Annotated in this window: 18 protein-coding genes; 8 read left to right on the top strand and 10 right to left on the bottom strand. The window is 72.7% G+C overall.

Annotated elements, in window-relative coordinates; all coding sequences use genetic code 11:
- Positions 1 to 6: 6 nt before the first annotated feature.
- Positions 7 to 936: an SDR family oxidoreductase gene (locus ABZ930_RS30790; RefSeq protein WP_361554928.1), complete on the bottom strand. Its 930-nt coding sequence runs from the start codon at positions 934 to 936 to the stop codon at positions 7 to 9.
- 1 nt (position 937) lies between these two features.
- Positions 938 to 1,687 carry an SDR family oxidoreductase gene (locus tag ABZ930_RS30785; RefSeq protein WP_361554925.1) on the bottom strand — a complete coding sequence of 250 codons (750 nt, stop codon included), beginning with the start codon at positions 1,685 to 1,687 and terminating at the stop codon, positions 938 to 940.
- A gap of 86 nt (positions 1,688 to 1,773) precedes the next feature.
- Between ABZ930_RS30785 and ABZ930_RS30780 the strand changes: the two genes are divergently transcribed.
- Genes ABZ930_RS30780 through ABZ930_RS30765 form a run of 4 tightly spaced genes read left to right on the top strand, consistent with a single transcriptional unit; the run spans position 1,774 to position 5,289 of the window.
- Positions 1,774 to 2,559, top strand: coding sequence for an enoyl-CoA hydratase family protein (locus ABZ930_RS30780; RefSeq protein WP_361554922.1), 786 nt, complete (start codon positions 1,774 to 1,776; stop codon positions 2,557 to 2,559).
- A 2-nt stretch (positions 2,560 to 2,561) separates the two neighbouring features.
- The gene (locus tag ABZ930_RS30775) at positions 2,562 to 3,446 is read left to right on the top strand and encodes a CoA-transferase (protein ID WP_361554919.1); all 885 of its coding nucleotides are present in this window, start codon (positions 2,562 to 2,564) and stop codon (positions 3,444 to 3,446) included.
- Positions 3,443 to 4,207: a CoA-transferase gene (locus tag ABZ930_RS30770; protein WP_361554916.1), complete on the top strand. Its 765-nt coding sequence runs from the start codon at positions 3,443 to 3,445 to the stop codon at positions 4,205 to 4,207. Before ABZ930_RS30775 ends, ABZ930_RS30770 begins: the two co-directional genes overlap by 4 nt.
- 32 nt (positions 4,208 to 4,239) lie before the next feature.
- The gene (locus tag ABZ930_RS30765; protein WP_361554996.1) at positions 4,240 to 5,289 is read left to right on the top strand and encodes a nitronate monooxygenase; all 1,050 of its coding nucleotides are present in this window, start codon (positions 4,240 to 4,242) and stop codon (positions 5,287 to 5,289) included.
- Between the two features lie 29 nt (positions 5,290 to 5,318).
- Here the strand turns inward: ABZ930_RS30765 and ABZ930_RS30760 are convergent, their stop codons facing one another.
- From ABZ930_RS30760 to ABZ930_RS30740, 5 genes are all read right to left on the bottom strand, one after another.
- Positions 5,319 to 6,935 carry a DEAD/DEAH box helicase gene (locus ABZ930_RS30760; RefSeq protein ID WP_361554913.1) on the bottom strand — a complete coding sequence of 539 codons (1,617 nt, stop codon included), beginning with the start codon at positions 6,933 to 6,935 and terminating at the stop codon, positions 5,319 to 5,321.
- A gap of 93 nt (positions 6,936 to 7,028) precedes the next feature.
- The gene (locus tag ABZ930_RS30755; protein ID WP_005318814.1) at positions 7,029 to 7,232 is read right to left on the bottom strand and encodes a cold-shock protein; all 204 of its coding nucleotides are present in this window, start codon (positions 7,230 to 7,232) and stop codon (positions 7,029 to 7,031) included.
- A 179-nt stretch (positions 7,233 to 7,411) separates the two neighbouring features.
- Positions 7,412 to 8,569, bottom strand: a complete 1,158-nt coding sequence (locus ABZ930_RS30750; protein ID WP_361554910.1) for an acetyl-CoA C-acetyltransferase — start codon at positions 8,567 to 8,569, stop codon at positions 7,412 to 7,414.
- 42 nt (positions 8,570 to 8,611) lie between these two features.
- Positions 8,612 to 9,226 carry a TetR/AcrR family transcriptional regulator gene (locus ABZ930_RS30745; protein WP_361554907.1) on the bottom strand — a complete coding sequence of 205 codons (615 nt, stop codon included), beginning with the start codon at positions 9,224 to 9,226 and terminating at the stop codon, positions 8,612 to 8,614.
- 28 nt (positions 9,227 to 9,254) lie between these two features.
- A complete protein-coding gene (locus ABZ930_RS30740) occupies positions 9,255 to 10,037 on the bottom strand; it encodes an SDR family oxidoreductase (protein WP_361554904.1) in 783 nt (260 codons plus the stop codon).
- A gap of 122 nt (positions 10,038 to 10,159) precedes the next feature.
- On the opposite strand from ABZ930_RS30740, the gene ABZ930_RS30735 reads away from it, so the two are divergent.
- The 4 genes from ABZ930_RS30735 to ABZ930_RS30720 are packed head-to-tail and all read left to right on the top strand — an operon-like array spanning position 10,160 to position 13,932.
- Positions 10,160 to 11,032, top strand: coding sequence for an enoyl-CoA hydratase (locus ABZ930_RS30735; protein ID WP_361554901.1), 873 nt, complete (start codon positions 10,160 to 10,162; stop codon positions 11,030 to 11,032).
- Positions 11,032 to 12,171, top strand: coding sequence for an acyl-CoA dehydrogenase family protein (locus ABZ930_RS30730; RefSeq protein WP_361554898.1), 1,140 nt, complete (start codon positions 11,032 to 11,034; stop codon positions 12,169 to 12,171). The genes ABZ930_RS30735 and ABZ930_RS30730 overlap by 1 nt, the downstream gene beginning before the upstream one ends.
- Entirely contained in the window at positions 12,171 to 13,193 is a 1,023-nt protein-coding gene (locus ABZ930_RS30725) for an acyl-CoA dehydrogenase family protein (protein WP_361554895.1), read from the top strand. The genes ABZ930_RS30730 and ABZ930_RS30725 overlap by 1 nt, the downstream gene beginning before the upstream one ends.
- A 13-nt stretch (positions 13,194 to 13,206) precedes the next feature.
- Positions 13,207 to 13,932, top strand: a complete 726-nt coding sequence (locus tag ABZ930_RS30720) for a glucose 1-dehydrogenase (protein ID WP_361554892.1) — start codon at positions 13,207 to 13,209, stop codon at positions 13,930 to 13,932.
- A 29-nt stretch (positions 13,933 to 13,961) separates the two neighbouring features.
- Here ABZ930_RS30720 and ABZ930_RS30715 read toward each other — a convergent pair whose 3' ends face one another.
- From ABZ930_RS30715 to ABZ930_RS30705, 3 genes are all read right to left on the bottom strand, one after another.
- A complete protein-coding gene (locus ABZ930_RS30715; RefSeq protein ID WP_361554889.1) occupies positions 13,962 to 14,537 on the bottom strand; it encodes a HutD family protein in 576 nt (191 codons plus the stop codon).
- Between the two features lie 106 nt (positions 14,538 to 14,643).
- The gene (locus ABZ930_RS30710) at positions 14,644 to 15,759 is read right to left on the bottom strand and encodes a hypothetical protein (protein WP_361554886.1); all 1,116 of its coding nucleotides are present in this window, start codon (positions 15,757 to 15,759) and stop codon (positions 14,644 to 14,646) included.
- A complete protein-coding gene (locus ABZ930_RS30705) occupies positions 15,756 to 16,004 on the bottom strand; it encodes a hypothetical protein (protein ID WP_361554883.1) in 249 nt (82 codons plus the stop codon). The genes ABZ930_RS30710 and ABZ930_RS30705 overlap by 4 nt, the downstream gene beginning before the upstream one ends.
- Positions 16,005 to 16,106: the final 102 nt, after the last annotated feature.

Below are 16,106 nucleotides of genomic sequence, written 5' to 3'. Positions count from 1 at the left end.
TCGCGCTCAGGCCCCATAGACAGCTCCCGGCACGGCGGTCCGTCCCAGTAGCTCCCGCGCCGCCTCGCCCGCGCCCGCCGCGGTCCACCGCTCCCCCTTGTCGATCGTCGGTCCGGCCCGCCAGCCCTCCATGACCGTGATGCGTCCGGCCTCCACCTCGAAGACCCGTCCCGTCACCCCGTCGCTGGCCGCTCCGGAGCCGAGCCACACCACCAGCGGCGACACGTTCTCCGGGGCCATCGCGTCGAACATCCCCTCGCCGGGCGCGGCCATCGTCTCGGCGAAGGTGGCTTCGGTCATCCGGGTCCGCGCGGCCGGCGCGATCGCGTTGACCTGGATCCCGTACCGTGCCATTTCCGCCGCGGCGACGAGGGTCAGCCCCAGGATTCCCGCTTTGGCCGCGCTGTAGTTCCCCTGCCCGACCGAGCCCAACAGTCCCGCCCCGGAAGAGGTGTTGACGACTCGGGCCGCCGGTGTCCGGCCCGCCTTCGCCTCCGCCCTCCAGTGGGCGGCGGCGTGCTGGAGCGGCAGGAAGTGTCCCTTGAGGTGGACCCGCATCACGGCGTCCCAGTCGTCCTCCGCCAGGTTCACCAGCATCCGGTCGCGCAGGAAACCGGCGTTGTTGACCAGGGTGTCCAGGCGTCCGAAGCCGTCGACGGCCGCCGCGACCAGGGAGGCGGCGCCCTCCGTTGTCGCTATGTCGCCGCCGTGCGCCACCGCTTGGCCGCCCGACGCCCGTATCTCCTCGACCACCTGCGCGGCCGGGCTGTCGGCCGCGGGTACTCCGTCGAGTCCCACTCCCAGGTCGTTCACCACGACTTTCGCTCCCTCCGCCGCGAAGGCGAGGGCGTGTGCGCGGCCGAGTCCGCGGCCGGCTCCGGTCACCGCGACCACTCGTCCCGCGCACAGCCCCGCGCTGTCACCCGTGTCCGTCATCTCAGGCCTCCTTGTTGACCGTTGCGGCATCCAGAAACGCGGGGCGCTCCCCGCCACCGTGCACGAGCAGGCTCGAACCGGTGATGTACGAGGCCGCGTCCGACGCGAGGAACACGGCGGCCTCCCCTATCTCGCGCGGCTCGGCCAGCCGGCCGAGCGGCACGGTGGCGCCGACGGCGGCGACGCCGTCCTCGTCGCCGTAGTGCAGAGCGGAGAGTTCGGTGCGCACCATGCCGAGCACCAGCGTGTTCACCCGTATCTCCGGGGCCCATTCGACGGCCATGGTCCGCGCCAGGTTCTCCAGGCCCGCCTTCGCCGCGCCATAGGCCGCCGTGCCCGGCGAGGGGCGGGTGCCGCTCACGCTGCCGATCATCACGATCGATCCGCGCACGGCCGCGAGTCGCTCGCGGGCGGCCAGTGAGGCGGTCAGCGGCGCCGTCAGGTTCAGCTCGATCACCCGGGCGTGCCGCTCGGCGTCACTCTCGCCGAGCAGGCGGTACGGGGTCCCGCCCGCGTTGTTGACCAGGACGTCCACGCGGTCCAGGCGCGCGAACAGCTCCCGCACGGCGTCGGCGTCCCGCAGGTCCACCGCTATGAACTCGCAGCCTTCCAGGGGGACTTCGGGTGGTCGGCGGGCGCACACGACGACCCGGGCCCCGGTCCGCGCGAACGCCTCCGCGATCCCGGCGCCCACTCCCCTCGTACCGCCCGTCACCACCACTGTTCGCCCGCTCGGATCCGTCTTGTCCATCCCCGCACCCATTCCCTGGACTCCCGCCGCCTGCTACCGTCGTCGCCGTACCAAACAAACGTTAGGTGGAAAGGTAGCTGAACGCCATGGGTGTCTCCACCTCCTCACCCGAAAAGGGGATAGCGGTCGTCACGGTCGACTTCCCTCCGGTCAACGCGCTGCCGGTGCGGGGCTGGTACGACCTGGCGGACGCGGTGACCGCCGCCGGCCGCGACCCGGACATCACCTGCGTGGTGCTCACGGCCGCCGAGGGCAGCCGCGGGTTCTGCGCGGGGGTGGACATCAAGGAGATGCAGCGGGAGACGGCGTCCGCGTCCGGCGGCCCGGGCGGTCACACGGCCCTGATCGGTGCGAACCGCGGTTGCTACGAGGCGTTCTCTGCGGTGTACCGGTGCGAGGTCCCGGTGATCGCCGCGGTCGCCGGGTTCTGCCTGGGCGGCGGCATCGGACTGGTGGGGAACGCGGACGCGATCGTGGCCGCCGACGACGCCACCTTCGGCCTCCCCGAGCTGGACCGCGGAGCGCTCGGCGCCGCCACCCACCTCTCCCGCCTGGTCCCCCAGCATCTGATGCGCGCGCTCTTCTACACCTCGCGCACCGCCACCGCCGCCGAGCTGCACGCCCACGGCTCGGTGTGGAAGGTGGTGCCGAGAGCCGGACTGCACGAGGCGGCGATCGGGCTGGCCCGTGAGATAGCCCGCAAGGACGGCTATCTCATCCGCCTTGCGAAGGCCGCGCTCAACGGCATCGACCCCGTCGACGTCCACCGCAGCTACCGCTTCGAGCAGGGCTTCACCTTCGAGGCGAATCTCAGCGGCGTCGCCGACCGCGTACGCGACACGTTCGGACAGGCCGGACAGGAGAGCGACTGACCATGCCCGACACACCAGAGGCAACACCCGGCCCGGACAAGACGATGTCGCCCGAAGAGGTCGTCGCCCGGCTGCGCAGCGGCATGACGATCGGCATCGGCGGCTGGGGCTCGCGCCGCAAGCCCATGGCGCTGGTGCGCGCACTGCTGCGCAGCGACGTCACGGACCTGACCGTCGTCTCGTACGGCGGACCCGACGTCGGAATGCTCGCCGCGGCGGGCCGGATCCGCAAGCTGATCGCCGCGTTCGTCACGCTCGACTCCATCCCGCTGGAGCCGCACTTCCGGGCGGCGCGCCAGCAGGGCGCGTTCGAGCTGACGGAGGTCGACGAGGCGATGTTCATGTGGGGACTGCACGCGGCGGCGAACAGGCTGCCGTTCCTGCCGGTCCGCGCGGGCATCGGCTCGGACGTCATGCGGGTCAATCCGGAGCTGCGGACGGTCACGTCACCGTACGAGGACGGGGAGACGTTCGTCGCGATGCCCGCCCTGCGCCTGGACGCGGCGCTGGTCCATGTGAACCGCGCGGACCGCGCGGGCAACGGCCAGTACTTGGGCCCCGACCCGTACTTCGACGACCTGTTCTGCGAGGCGGCGGACGCGGCGTACGTCTCCTGCGAGCGGATCGTCGACCCCGCGGACGGCTTCGGGAAGGACGTCGTACCGCAGTCGCTGCTGGTCAAGCGGCATGCGGTGACCGGCGTCGTCGAGACGCCGAACGGCGCGCACTTCACGTCCTGCGCTCCCGACTACGACCGGGACGAGGCGTTCCAGAAGCTGTACGCGACAACCCCCTGGCCGGAGTTCGAGGCCCGGTTCCTGCCGCGGGACGGCGACGAGAAGCAGTACCAGTCCGCCGTACAGACCTGGCACGAGGAGCAGAAGTGACCACGTCCGCCACACCCGCAAGCGTCGTCACCCGGGCCGAGTACTGCGTCATCGCCTGCGCCGAGGCCTGGCGGGACAACGGGGAGGTGCTGGCCAGCCCCATGGGCCTGATCCCGTCGATCGGGGCGCGGCTGGCCAAGCGGACCTTCTCGCCCGAGCTGATGCTCACCGACGGCGAGGCGATGCTGGTCGGTCTCGACGGCTCGCCGGAGGGCTGGCTGCCGTACCGCCAGCACCTGGCGATGGTCACCGGCGGCGACCGGCACGTGATGATGGGCGCGAGCCAGCTCGACCGGTTCGGCAACCAGAACATCTCGTGCATCGGCGACTGGAGCCGCCCCGACCGACAGTTGCTCGGGGTGCGCGGAGCGCCCGTCAACACGCTGAACAATCCGGTGAGTTACTGGGTGCCCAGGCACAGCAGGCGCGTGTTCGTCGAGAAGGTCGACATGATCAGCGGGGTGGGCTACGACAGCGCGGCCGCCGCCGGCCCTTCGGCGACCCGGTACCACCGGCTCCCGCGCGTGGTCACGAACCTGGCGGTCCTGGACTTCGCGACGCCGGACCACTCGATGCGGCTGGCGTCCGTGCACCCGGGCGTGACGGTCGAGGAGGTGCGCCGGGCCACGGGGTTCGAGCTGGCCGTGCCGGAGGGCGGGGAGGTGCCGTTCACCCGGGAGCCGACGGCCGCCGAGCTGCGGCTGATCCGCGAGGCCGTCGACCCGAAGGGCACCCGCGAGCGCGAGGTCGGGTCCGTATGAGCGAGGCCGGGCCCCCGCGGGCCGCGTTCACGATTCCCACCGCGTTCACGAAGCTCACCGGTGTCCGCCATCCCCTCGTCCAGACCGGGATGGGCTGGGTGGCGGGCCCCCGCCTGGTGTCCGCGGCGGCGAACGCGGGCGCGCTCGGCATCCTCGCCTCGGCGACCATGACGGTCGATCGACTCCGCTCCGCCGTACGGGAGGTGAAGTCCCGCACCGACCAGCCCTTCGGGGTCAATCTGCGGGCCGACGCGGGCGACGCACGCGAGCGGGTCGCGGTGATCGTGGCCGAGGGGGTGAAGGTGGCCTCGTTCGCGCTCGCGCCCTCGCGCGAGCTGATCGCCGAGCTGAAGGACGCGGGGGTCGTCGTCATCCCCTCCATCGGCGCGCGCCGGCACGCCGAGAAGGTCGCCGCGTGGGGTGCGGACGCGGTGATCGTGCAGGGCGGGGAGGGCGGGGGGCACACCGGGGACGTGGCGACGTCCGTGCTTCTCCCGCAGGTCGTGGACGCCGTCGACATACCGGTGGTCGGCGCGGGCGGTTTCCGCGACGGCCGCGGGCTGGTCGCCGCGCTGGCCTACGGGGCGGCGGGGATCGCGATGGGGACGCGTTTCCTGCTCACCTCCGACTCCACCGTGCCGGACGCGGTGAAGGCGAAGTACCTGGCTGCGGGCGTCAAGGACGTCACGGTGACGACGGCCGTGGACGGGCTGCCGCACCGGATGCTCCGCAGCGACCTGGTCGACTCCCTGGAGAGGCGCGGTCGTTCACGCGCGCTGCTGCACGCCGTGCGGCGGGCCGCCGGTTTCCGGAGGCTGTCCGGCCTGACCTGGTCGCAGATGGTGCGCGACGGGCTCGCCATGAAGCACGGCAAGGACCTCGGCTGGAGCCAGGTCCTGCTCGCCGCCAACACCCCGATGCTGCTGCGGGCCTCCATGGTCGAGGGCCGCACCGATCTCGGCGTCATGGCGTCGGGCCAGGTCGCCGGGGTCATCGAGGACCTGCCCAGCTGCGCGGAGCTGGTGGCCAGGGTAATGGCCGAGGCCCGGCACGCGCTCACCACCCTGCCTGCGCCGGGGTGATGAGCGCTCCCCTCTGCTGAAAGGCCGAGTTACGCGGCGGCCTGTCGCGGGCCGCGTCCGCGCCGGTTGGCACCCGCGCCCGATCCGGACGCGGACTTCGCGGCACCGGCCGCGCCGCCGCCCGAGGAGCGGCGTCGCGCGCCGCCCGCGGAGGTCCCGGCGGCCTTCGTCCCGCTCGCGGAGCGCTGGCGCTGCTGCGGCTGGCGCTGCTGCCCCTCGGCGGCCGGCTTGCCCGCACCACCGGCGCGCGAACCGCGCGAGCGGCGCGACCGGCGCGGCTTCGACGCGTCGCCCGCCGGGGCCACGGGCTCCGGGACGGCGATGGTCACGGCGACACCGGACGGCTCGCGAGCGCCGGTGATCTTCACCAGTTCCTCGTCCGTGGACCGGACCTGGGTGGTGGTCGGCCGGATCCCCGCGTGCTGCATCAGGCGCTGCATCTCGCGCTTCTGCTCGGGGAGCACGAGCGTGACGACGCTGCCGGACTCACCGGCGCGTGCGGTGCGGCCGCCGCGGTGCAGGTAGTCCTTGTGCTCGGTCGGCGGGTCGACGTTGACCACGAGGTCGAGGTCGTCGACGTGGATGCCGCGCGCGGCGACGTTCGTGGCGACGAGCGCGGTGACGCGGCCGTCCTTGAACTGCTCCAGGGTGCGGTTGCGCTGCGGCTGGCTGCGGCCGCCGTGCAGCGGGGCGGCGAGCACACCGCTGGCGAGCAGCCGCTTGGCGAGCCGGTCGGCGGAGCGCTTGGTGTCGACGAAGAGGATGACGCGCCCGTCCCGGGCGGCGATCCGGGCCGTGACGGCCTTCTTGTCGGTCTCGTCCTGCACGTGCAGGACGTGGTGCTCCATGGTGGTGACGGCGCCGGCCGACGGGTCCACCGAGTGCACGACGGGGTCGGTGAGGAACTGCTTGACGAGCCGGTCCACGTTGCGGTCGAGCGTCGCCGAGAACAGCATCGTCTGTCCGCCGGGCGCGACCTGCTTGAGGAGCGCGGTGACCTGGGGCATGAATCCCATGTCGGCCATCTGGTCGGCCTCGTCGAGGACCGTGATGCGTACCTGGCCGAGCGCCACGTCGCCGCGCTCGATGAGGTCCTTGAGGCGGCCGGGGGTGGCGACGACGACCTCGGCACCGCGGCGCAGTGTGCCCGCCTGCCGGGAGATCGACATGCCGCCGACGACGGTCGCCATCCGGAGGTGGAGCGCGGTCGCGTACGGGGTGAGGGCGTCGGTGACCTGCTGCGCGAGCTCACGCGTGGGGACGAGGACCAGGGCGAGCGGGGTCTTCGGCTCTGCCTTGGTTCCGGCGGTGCGGGCCAGCAGCGGGAGTCCGAAGGCGAGCGTCTTGCCGGAGCCGGTGCGGCCGCGGCCGAGCAGGTCGCGTCCGGCGAGGGAGTTGGGGAGCGTCGCGGCCTGGATGGGGAACGGCGCGGTGACGCCCTGCGCGCTCAGCGTCTTCAGCAGGGCGGCGGGCATGTCGAGGTCGGCGAAGTCCGCGACCGGCGGCAGTGCCGGAGTGGTGTTCTCCGGCATGGTGAACTCGCGCGGCGGCGTGGGCTGTTGCCTGCGCTGCTGCTCGGGGGCGCGACGCTTCCCCGCCGCGGGACGAGAGGTGCGGCGGCGGGACGGACGGGCAGAGCTGGTCATGCGGCAGGCCTTCCGGGGACGGGGACAGCATGAGCCGGGGCCCGCACCGACAGCGGTGCGGACCCCGGCCCGGAAATGCTCGATCAGGCGAGATCAGGCGGGGAGGATGTTCTCCGCCTGGGGGCCCTTCTGACCCTGGGTGACGTCGAAGGTCACCTTCTGGCCCTCCTGGAGCTCACGGAAGCCCGAGGTGGCGATGTTCGAGTAGTGGGCGAAGACGTCGGCGCCGCCGCCGTCCTGCTCGATGAAGCCGAAGCCCTTTTCCGAGTTGAACCACTTCACGGTACCGGTGGCCATGTCATTCTCCTTGAACAGGTAGCAGCCCCCATTCCGAGAACGCTCATGAGAACGCCGGATTCCGGGAACACACCCCGGAAAACAATAATGCGCCTGAGGAACATTCCCGTCAGGCGCACATAAAGTCTATGGGTACCAAAACTGCAACACTGAGACCTTAGCACGGCGGACGTGGATCTTCACAGTCGCTCGATGATCGTCACGTTGGCCTGGCCGCCGCCCTCGCACATCGTCTGCAGGCCGTAGCGCCCGCCCGTGCGCTCCAGCTCGTGGAGCAGGGTGGTCATGAGCTTCACGCCGGTCGCGCCGAGGGGGTGGCCGAGGGCGATCGCCCCGCCGTTCACGTTCACCTTCGCGGGGTCGGCGCCGGTCTCCTTCAGCCAGGCGAGGACGACGGGGGCGAACGCCTCGTTGATCTCGACCAGGTCCATGTCGGCGATGCCCATGCCGGTCTTCTTCAGCGCGTACGCGGTCGCGGGGATCGGCGCGGACAGCATGCGGATGGGGTCCTCGCCGCGCACGGAGAGGTGGTGGACGCGGGCACGGGGGGTGAGGCCGTGCTCACGGACCGCGCCCTCGGAGGCGATGAGGAGGGCCGCGGCGCCGTCGGAGACCTGGGAGGAGCAGGCGGCGGTGATGGTGCCGCCGTCGACGACGGGCTTGAGTCCGGCCATCTTCTCCAGGGTGGTGTCGCGGCGCGGCCCCTCGTCGACGCGCACGTCCCCGTGGGCGACGGTCTCGCGGTCGAAGCGGCCCTCGTCGATGGCGCGCAGCGCGCGCTGGTGGGACTGCAGGGCCCACTCCTCCTGGTCACGGCGGGTGATGCCCCATTTCTGGGCGATCAGCTCGGCGCCGTGGAACTGGTTCACCGGTTGGTCGCCGTAGCGGGCGCGCCAGCCTTCGCTGCCGAGGTAGGGGCCGTCGGTGAGGCCGAGGGGTTCGGCGGCCTGCCGGGAGGCGAAGGCGATGGGGATCATCGTCATGTTCTGCACGCCGCCGGCGACGACGAGGTCCTGGGTGCCGGAGAGGACGCCCTGGGCGGCGAAGTGCAGGGCCTGCTGGGAGGAGCCGCACTGCCGGTCGATCGTCACGCCCGGCACCTCCTCGGGGAGGCCGGCCGCCAGCCAGCTCGTCCGGGCGATGTCACCGGCCTGCGGGCCCACGGTGTCCAGGCAGCCGAACACGACGTCCTCGACGGCGGCCGGGTCGACGCCGGTGCGGGTGACGAGTTCCTTGAGGACGTGGGCGCCCAGGTCGGCCGGGTGGACGCCCGAGAGGCCTCCCTTGCGCCGTCCGACGGGTGTGCGGACCGCTTCGACTATGTAGGCCTCGGCCATGGCGGAACCCTTCCGTGTCTGTCGTCTGGGGACGCCGTACGACTAGGTCGGCCGTACGGCGATGCCGTCCAGCACCATCGAGAGGTACTGGCGGGCGATCTCCTCGGGGCTGTGCTGTCCGCCGGGCCGGTACCAGGACGCGGCCACCCATACGGTGTCGCGCACGAACCGGTAGGTGAGGCGGATGTCGAGATCGGCGCGGAAGTTCTCGTCCGCGACCCCGCGCTCCAGGGTCGTCAGCCACGCCTTTTCGAACTTGCGCTGGGACGCCGCGAGGAATTCGAATCGCTCCTGCACGGCGAGGTGTTTGGCCTCTTTCTGGTAGATCGCGACGGCGGCGCGGTGCCGGTCGATCTCCCGGAAGGATTCGGTGACGAGTGCCTCCAGGGTTTCCCGCGGGCCGAGTTCGGCTTCGAGCACCGAGTCGTAGCCCGACCACAGCTCGTCGAGGAAGGACCGCAGGATCTCCTCGAGCATCGATTCCTTGGAGTCGAAGTGGTAGTAGAGGCTGCCGGCGAGCATGCCCGCGTGGTCGGCGATCTTGCGGACGGTGGTGGCGTTGTAGCCCTGGGCCGCGAAGACCTCGGCGGCGGTGTCGAGCAGTTCTCGGCGGCGCTCGGGCGATGCGGTCACCTGGGGCTTCTTCTTCGTAGGCACGCGACCATTGTGGTCCCCGTCGGATCGGTCATGGGTGCTGGCTGCTCACCGAGACGGTCTCGCCCGTCATGTACGAGGAGTAGCCGGAGGCGAGGAACACGATCACATTGGCCACCTCCCACGGCTCGGCGTAGCGGCCGAAGGCCTCCTTCCGCGTCAGCTCCGCCAGCAGTTCGGCCGAGGTGACCTTCACCAGGTGGGGGTGCATGGCGAGGCTGGGCGACACCGCGTTGACCCGGACTCCGTGTTCCGCGGCTTCCACGGCTGCGCAGCGCGTCAGCGCCATGACGCCCGCCTTGGCCGCCGCGTAGTGCGCCTGGCCCTCCTGGGCGCGCCAGCCCACCACCGAGGCGTTGTTGACGATCACGCCCGTGCGGCCGGTGTCGCGGTAGGCGCGCAGGGCGGCCCGGGTGCAGCGGAACGTGCCGGTCAGTGTCACGTCCAGGACTTTGCTCCACTGCTCGTCGGTCATGTCGACGAGGGCCGAAGTCCCGCCGAGTCCCGCGTTGTTGACGACGATGTCGAGTCCGTCGTGCAGGTCGTGGGCGCGGGCGAAGAGGGCGGCGACCTGTTCTTCGTCGGTGACGTCGCAGGGCAGTGCCGCCACGCGTGCGGCGCCGAACTCCTCGGCGAGCGCCTGCTCGGACTCCTTGAGGCGGCGGGCGTGCGCGTCGCTGATGAGGACGCGGGCGCCCTCCTCCAGGAATCTGCGGGCGGTGGCGCCGCCGATGCCGGATCCGGCGGCCGCGGTGATCACGGCGGTGCGGTCGGCGAGCAGGTCGTGCGGCGGCTCGTATGCGGGTGCGGTCATGTCCGTGCCTCCTCGACTCGGCTGCTCGCCTTCCGGTCGAGCGGATCTCGCCGGGAGACCCTCGACGCCGCTCGTGCCGCTACGGTAACCTACCAAACACTTGTTAGGGAAGGATGGTTCCGATGCCCGGACCAGACACCGACGCCGCACCGCCCGTTCTGTACGAGGTCAGGGGCCCGGTCGCGCATGTGACGCTGAACCGGCCGCGGTATCGCAACGCCCAGAATTCGGCGATGACCTACGCCCTGGACGAGGCCTTCTACCGCGCCTCGGCGGACTCCGGCGTGAAGGTCGTGGTGCTCGCGGGCGCCGGCGAGCACTTCTGCGCGGGGCACGACATCGGCACCCCGGAGCGGGACGCGCACCTGCCGTTCGAGCGGCGGGCGGGGCTGTGGTGGGACCACTCCGACAAGCAGGGCGCCGACTCCCGGTTCGCGCGGGAGTCGGAGGTGTATCTGGGGATGTGCCGCCGCTGGCGCGAGCTGCCCAAGCCGGTGATCGCCTCGGTGCACGGGGCGTGTGTGGCGGGCGGGTTGATGCTGGCGTGGGTGTGCGATCTGATCGTGGCGAGCGAGGACGCCTTCTTCGCGGACCCGGTCGTGCGGATGGGGATACCGGGCGTGGAGTACTTCGCGCACCCGTGGGTGATGCCGCCGCGGATCGCGAAGGAGTTCCTGTTCACGGGCGACCGGATGAGCGCGCGCCGGGCGTACGAGGTGGGGATGGTCAACCAGGTGGTGCGGCGGACCGATCTCGGCGCGGAGACGGACGCGCTGGCGCGGCGGGTGGCGGACATGCCGCGGCTGGGTCTCGCCCTGACCAAGCGCGCGGTGAACCAGGCGGAGGACCTGCAAGGGCTGCAGACGGGCATGGACTCGGTGTTCGGCCTGCACCACGTGGCGCACGCGCACAACGCGGAGACGGCGGCCGATTCCCTGGCCGGCATGGACGTCGGGGCGATGAAGCGGGCCGGGGCCGGAAGGACGGGTGCGTGATGGATCTGGACCTCACCCCGGACGAGGACGCGTTCCGCGCCGAGGCGCGCGCGTGGCTGGCGGCGCACGTCCCGGCCGAGCCGCTGCCCTCCCTGGAGACGGAGGAGGGGTTCGCCGCGCACCGCGCGTGGGAGGCCGAGCTGGCCGCGGACCGGTGGTCGGTGGTGTCGTGGCCCGAGGAGTTCGGGGGCCGCGGTGTCGACATCTTCAAGTGGCTCGTCTTCGAGGAGGAGTACTACGCGGCGGGCGCCCCGGGCCGTGTCTCGCAGAACGGCATCAATCTGCTCGCCCCCACGCTCTTCGACCATGCGACGGACGAGCAGCGGGCGCGGGTGCTGCCGTCCATGGCGAGCGGCGAGGTGATCTGGGCGCAGGCGTGGTCGGAGCCGGAGGCGGGTTCGGACCTGGCGTCCCTGCGGTCGCGGGCGGTGCGCACGGACGGCGGCTGGCGCTTGAGCGGGCAGAAGACGTGGTCGTCGCGGGCCGCGTTCGCGGACCGGGCGTTCGGCATCTTCCGCACGGACCCGGACGCGCCCAAGCCGCATCAGGGGCTCACCTATCTGATGTTCGATCTGCGCGCGCCCGGCGTCACGGTCCGCCCGATCGGCCGGCTCGACGGGAAGCCTGCCTTCGCCGAGCTGTTCCTGGACGACGTGTTCGTGCCGGACGAGGACGTGATCGGCGAGCCCGGCCGGGGCTGGCGCATCGCGATGTCGACGACGGGGAACGAGCGGGGGCTGACCCTGCGCTCCCCCGGCCGTTTCCTCGCCTCCGCCGAGCGGTTGCTGCGGCTGTGGCGGGAGCGCGGCGAGGACCCGGCGGTGCGGGACCGGGTGGCGGACGCGCTGATCGGGGCGCGCGCGTACCAGCTGTTCACGTATGCCAACGCGTCGCGGTTCGCGGCGGGCGAGCAGATCGGTGCCGAGTCGAGTCTCAACAAGGTGTTCTGGTCGGAGTACGACATAGCGCTGCACGAGACGGCGCTCGATCTGCTCGGGGCGGACGGGGAATCGGCGGCGGGCGAGTGGGCCGAGGGGTACGTCTTCTCGCTCGCGGGCCCGATCTACGCGGGGACGAACGAGATACAGCGCGACATCATCGCCGAGCGCCTGCTCGGCCTGCCGAAGGGGCGCCGCTGATGAGGTTCCTGCTGGACACGGAGCAGGCCGAGTTCGGCCGCACCCTCGACCGGATGCTGGGCGCGGCGGACACCCCGTCGGCGGTCCGCGCGTGGGCGGCCGGTGATCCGGGTCCGGGCCGGGAGCTGTGGTCGCGGATCGCGGAGACGGGGGTCTTCGCTCTCGCCGTGCCGGAGGCGTACGACGGCCTGGGCCCACTGCCGGTCGAACTGACGCTCTCGTACGTGGAGTTGGGGCGGCACGCGGTGCCGGGGCCGGTGGTGGAGACGGCGGCCGCGGCGGTGCTGCTGGCCGGCCTGGCGGAGGACGGCGGGGCGGCGAAGGAGTGGCTGCCGAGGATCGCCGCCGGCCGGGCCCTGGTGACGCTGGGCGCGGAGCCGCGTGCGTACGTGCTGGACGCGGACGTCGCGGACGCGGTGTTCGTCGCGGCGGGGTCGGAGGTGCGGCGCGCCGCGGTGCGGGAGGCGTGTGGGGAGTCGGCCGATCCGGCGCGGCGGCTGTTCCGGGTCGAGTCCGGTGAGGTCGTCGCGCAGGACGCGGCGCGGGCCGTGGCGCGGGCCGGCGATCTGGCCGCGCTGCTCACCGCCGCGCAGTCGCTCGGGGTCGGCCTCGAACTGCTGCGCAGAACGGTCGAGTACGTGGGGCAGCGCGAGCAGTTCGGGGCGCCGATCGGCTCGTTCCAGGCGGTCAAGCACCGGCTGGCGGACGCGCTGCTCGGGCTGGAGTTCGCGCGGCCGCTGGTGTTCGGGGCGGCGCTGTCCCTGGCGGGCCGGGACGCCGCCACGGACGACGGCGCGGGCGGGCGAGCCGACGCCAGAGCGGGGAAGGACGTGGCGGCGGCCAAGGTGGCGGCGGGTGAGGCGGCGTACCGGGCGGCCCGGGCGGCGCTGCAACTGCACGGTGCCGTGGGGTACACGGAGGAGCTGGATCTGTCGTTGTGGCTGCGGAAGGCGCGGCCGTTGCGGGACGCGTGGGGGACGCCTGCGCGGTGCCGGGCGCGTGTGCTGTCACCGGAGCGATGAGGGAGCGGCGCGGATGTCACTGGACGGCAAGGTCGCGATCGTCACGGGGGCCGGGCGCGGTCAGGGTGCCGTCGAGGCCCGGCTGTTCGCCGAGGCCGGGGCGCGGGTCGTGCTGACGGACGTACGGGAGGAGGAGGGCCGCGAGGTCGCCGCATCGCTCGGCGGACAGGGGCTGTTCGTGCGGCACGACGTGACGTCGGCCGACGACTGGGCCGGTGCCGTGCGGGCCGCGCTCGACGCCTTCGGGCGCCTCGACACCCTGGTGAACAACGCGGCGCTGTGGCGCACCGCGTCCGTCGAGGACGAGACGTACGAGAACTTCGAGACGCTGCTCAGGGTCAATCTGCTGGGCCCGTTCCTGGGGATCCAGGCCGTCGTGCCCGCGCTGAGAGCGGTCGGCGGCGGCGCGATCGTGAACATCGCGTCGACCGCCGGACTCATCGGCATCAAGGGGCACGCGGCGTACGGGTCGTCGAAGTTCGGCCTGCGCGGGCTCACCCGGTCCTCGGCGCTGGACCTCGCGCCGTACGGGATCCGGGTGAACTCCGTGCATCCGGGGGCGATCGACACCCCGATGGTGGCGGCGTCGGTCGGCGGGCGGGACTGGTCGCATCTGCCGCTGGGCCGGATGGGCCGCGCCGACGAGGTCGGGCCGCTCGTGCTCTTCCTCGCGTCGGACGCGGCGTCGTACATCACAGGGGCGGAGTTCACGGTGGACGGCGGGTCGACCACCGGCTGAGCACGCGGCCGGCTCTCGGCCCGGGTGGTTCAAGCGGATCGAGGGCCGACCGGGACGGGGACGACGGCGGTGGGGCCCATGGCGCGGAGCGGGGCGACTCCGGCGACGAGCGCGGCGTCGTACCGGCCGAGCACCCGGCCCGCGACCTCGGCCCCCTCCTCGCCGAGCGCCACGACGAGGGTCGCTTCGGGGCCGACTTCGAGGCGGCCGCGCACGACGGCGACGGACGGGGCCGTGGGCAGGGCGTCGCGCCGCCACATGACATTGAGGTTGACGACGTTTCCGGCGCCGAGCAGCCGGCAGTCGGTGGGGACGTCGCCGGGCAGGTCCTGCGGCACGTACGGGCCGTCGACGAGGACGGTCCGGTCGCCGACGGTCAGTTCCATGCCGTCGCCGTCGGCCATGGTGAGGGTGCGGTCGACGCCGGGGAACGCGGAGAAGGGGCCGTCGGCCGCGACCTCCGCGAGGCTCACCCGCCAGGTGAAGTCCGCCATGTCCGCGCCTTGCGGGTGGCAGAAGATCTCGCGGGTGACGCCGCCGCCGTTCTTCCAGGGGGCGGCGGTGCGGTCAGCGGCGGGGAGGTCCCGTACGTCGATGTCGATCACGAAGCCCGAGCGTACGGGACCGCTCCGAGGGCCTGACCAGGGCCTCGGCCCGCCTTGGGGACCCACCCCGGCGCGGCTTCTCCCCCTGCCGGGCTCCGGGCCCCGCTCAAGCCCTCGGCCCGGCCGCCCGGAAGGCGGGCAGGGCGAACACGCGCGCCTTGCCCGCCTCGGGCATCAGCTCGACCAGCGGCAGGACCAGTTCCCACAGGTTGCGTCGCTCCACATCGAGGAGGAGCGCCGTCAGGTCGGTCTCCGGCAGCCCGGCCGCCGTCGCGGCGATCACCGTGCGCGATCCGGCCGGCAGCGCGTCCACCAGCGGCAGGAACACGGCCCACAGACCGCTCGCCACCACGGCCCGCACCACGTCCGCGAGGAGCGCCGGATCGCGCAGCGCTGGGAGCGCGGCGACGGTGCGCAGCCGGTCGTCGTCGAGCAGCGCGACGAGCGGCAGCAGCGCCTGCCACAGTCCCTGGGCCGCCACGGTGGACACCAGGGACTCCAGTTCCTCCTGGGGGCGGTCGGCGGTGAGTTCCGCGATCTGGGTGCGCCGCTCGCCGGTGACCATGCCGGCCATGGCCAGCGCCTCCGGCCACATCCCCGCGCCGGAGGCCGCCGCGAGGACCCGGGCCAGCCGCTCCTGCCCCATCAGTTCGACGATCCGGCCGAGCCGGTCGCGCCGGTCGATGAGGAAGCCGGTGCGCAGCACGGCCGCGTCGTCGACCCGCGGGATGATCCGGAGCAGCGCGGAGTCCCGCAGATGTCCGACGAACCGCCCCATCGTGAGGTGGTCGCCGCGGCCCGCGAGGGCCACCGCGATGCGCACGAGGAGGTCCTCGTCGAGCCGGTCGACGATGTCGGGGATGCGGCGCGGGTCGAGGTGGGCGCAGGCCTCCGCGGTGAAGGCGACCGGCAGTCTGTCGATGACGGCGGCGGCCCGCGCGGGTTCCATCCGGCCCGCGACGGCGCCGGCGAGCCGGGGCCCGAGCGCCTTCTGCGCGATGGCGGCGGAGACGGTCGCGGGCACCAGCTTCGTGGCGGCGGCGATCCGGTCGATCATGTCGGGCGCCCGGTCGAAGAGCGCGGCGACGGCCTGTTCGCGAAAGCGCCGCAGGTCGGCGGCGGACCGCCCGTCGAGGAAGGAGAGGCCTCCCGGGGCGACGGCGAGCACCCGCTCGATCTTGAGCACTTCGGCACGGCACTGCAGCCGGTCGGAGCTGTTCACGGTCGGGGGCCTCCTGACGGGCGGAACAGGATCTTGCGGACGGGGCCCCTGGCCACCGCGGGCACCACGGTGAGCGCCCTCTCCGCGGCCTCGTTCAGACCGGCGGCGCGGCGCTCGTGCTCGCGGCGCAGTGCGTCACTCAGCACGGTGAGCTGCCCTGTCGCCAGGTCGGCGAAGCCGGCGGGGGGCCGGGCGCCCAGCTCCTCCTCCAGTTCCCCCAGTCGCGACAACGCTTCGGTGCTCACAGGACCTCCCGTGACCTTGTGTGCGGGAAGGGTGACTCCGCCCGAGCCTGACCCTCGACTGACATCCAGTCAATAGTGGGCCGCGGCTGTGGGCGTCCACCC

The organism is Streptomyces sp. NPDC046716, assembly GCF_040645755.1.
In the GTDB taxonomy this organism is placed as follows: Bacteria; Actinomycetota; Actinomycetes; order Streptomycetales; family Streptomycetaceae; genus Streptomyces.
Note: the sequence above shows the minus strand (reverse complement) of the source record. Positions and strands in the feature narration are given on the sequence as shown.

Bases quoted from the DNA above. Each gene is read 5' to 3' on its own strand.
- ABZ930_RS30730 (WP_361554898.1), top strand. From the start codon at position 11,032: ATGGATCTGGACCTCACCCCGGACGAGGACGCGTTCCGCGCCGAGGCG.
- ABZ930_RS30740 (WP_361554904.1), bottom strand. From the start codon at position 10,037: ATGACCGCACCCGCATACGAGCCGCCGCACGACCTGCTCGCCGACCGC.
- ABZ930_RS30735 (WP_361554901.1), top strand. From the start codon at position 10,160: ATGCCCGGACCAGACACCGACGCCGCACCGCCCGTTCTGTACGAGGTC.
- ABZ930_RS30725 (WP_361554895.1), top strand. From the start codon at position 12,171: ATGAGGTTCCTGCTGGACACGGAGCAGGCCGAGTTCGGCCGCACCCTC.
- ABZ930_RS30775 (WP_361554919.1), top strand. From the start codon at position 2,562: ATGCCCGACACACCAGAGGCAACACCCGGCCCGGACAAGACGATGTCG.
- ABZ930_RS30785 (WP_361554925.1), bottom strand. From the start codon at position 1,687: ATGGACAAGACGGATCCGAGCGGGCGAACAGTGGTGGTGACGGGCGGT.
- ABZ930_RS30760 (WP_361554913.1), bottom strand. From the start codon at position 6,935: ATGACCAGCTCTGCCCGTCCGTCCCGCCGCCGCACCTCTCGTCCCGCG.
- ABZ930_RS30780 (WP_361554922.1), top strand. From the start codon at position 1,774: ATGGGTGTCTCCACCTCCTCACCCGAAAAGGGGATAGCGGTCGTCACG.
- ABZ930_RS30750 (WP_361554910.1), bottom strand. From the start codon at position 8,569: ATGGCCGAGGCCTACATAGTCGAAGCGGTCCGCACACCCGTCGGACGG.
- ABZ930_RS30790 (WP_361554928.1), bottom strand. From the start codon at position 936: ATGACGGACACGGGTGACAGCGCGGGGCTGTGCGCGGGACGAGTGGTC.
- ABZ930_RS30720 (WP_361554892.1), top strand. From the start codon at position 13,207: ATGTCACTGGACGGCAAGGTCGCGATCGTCACGGGGGCCGGGCGCGGT.
- ABZ930_RS30755 (WP_005318814.1), bottom strand. From the start codon at position 7,232: ATGGCCACCGGTACCGTGAAGTGGTTCAACTCGGAAAAGGGCTTCGGC.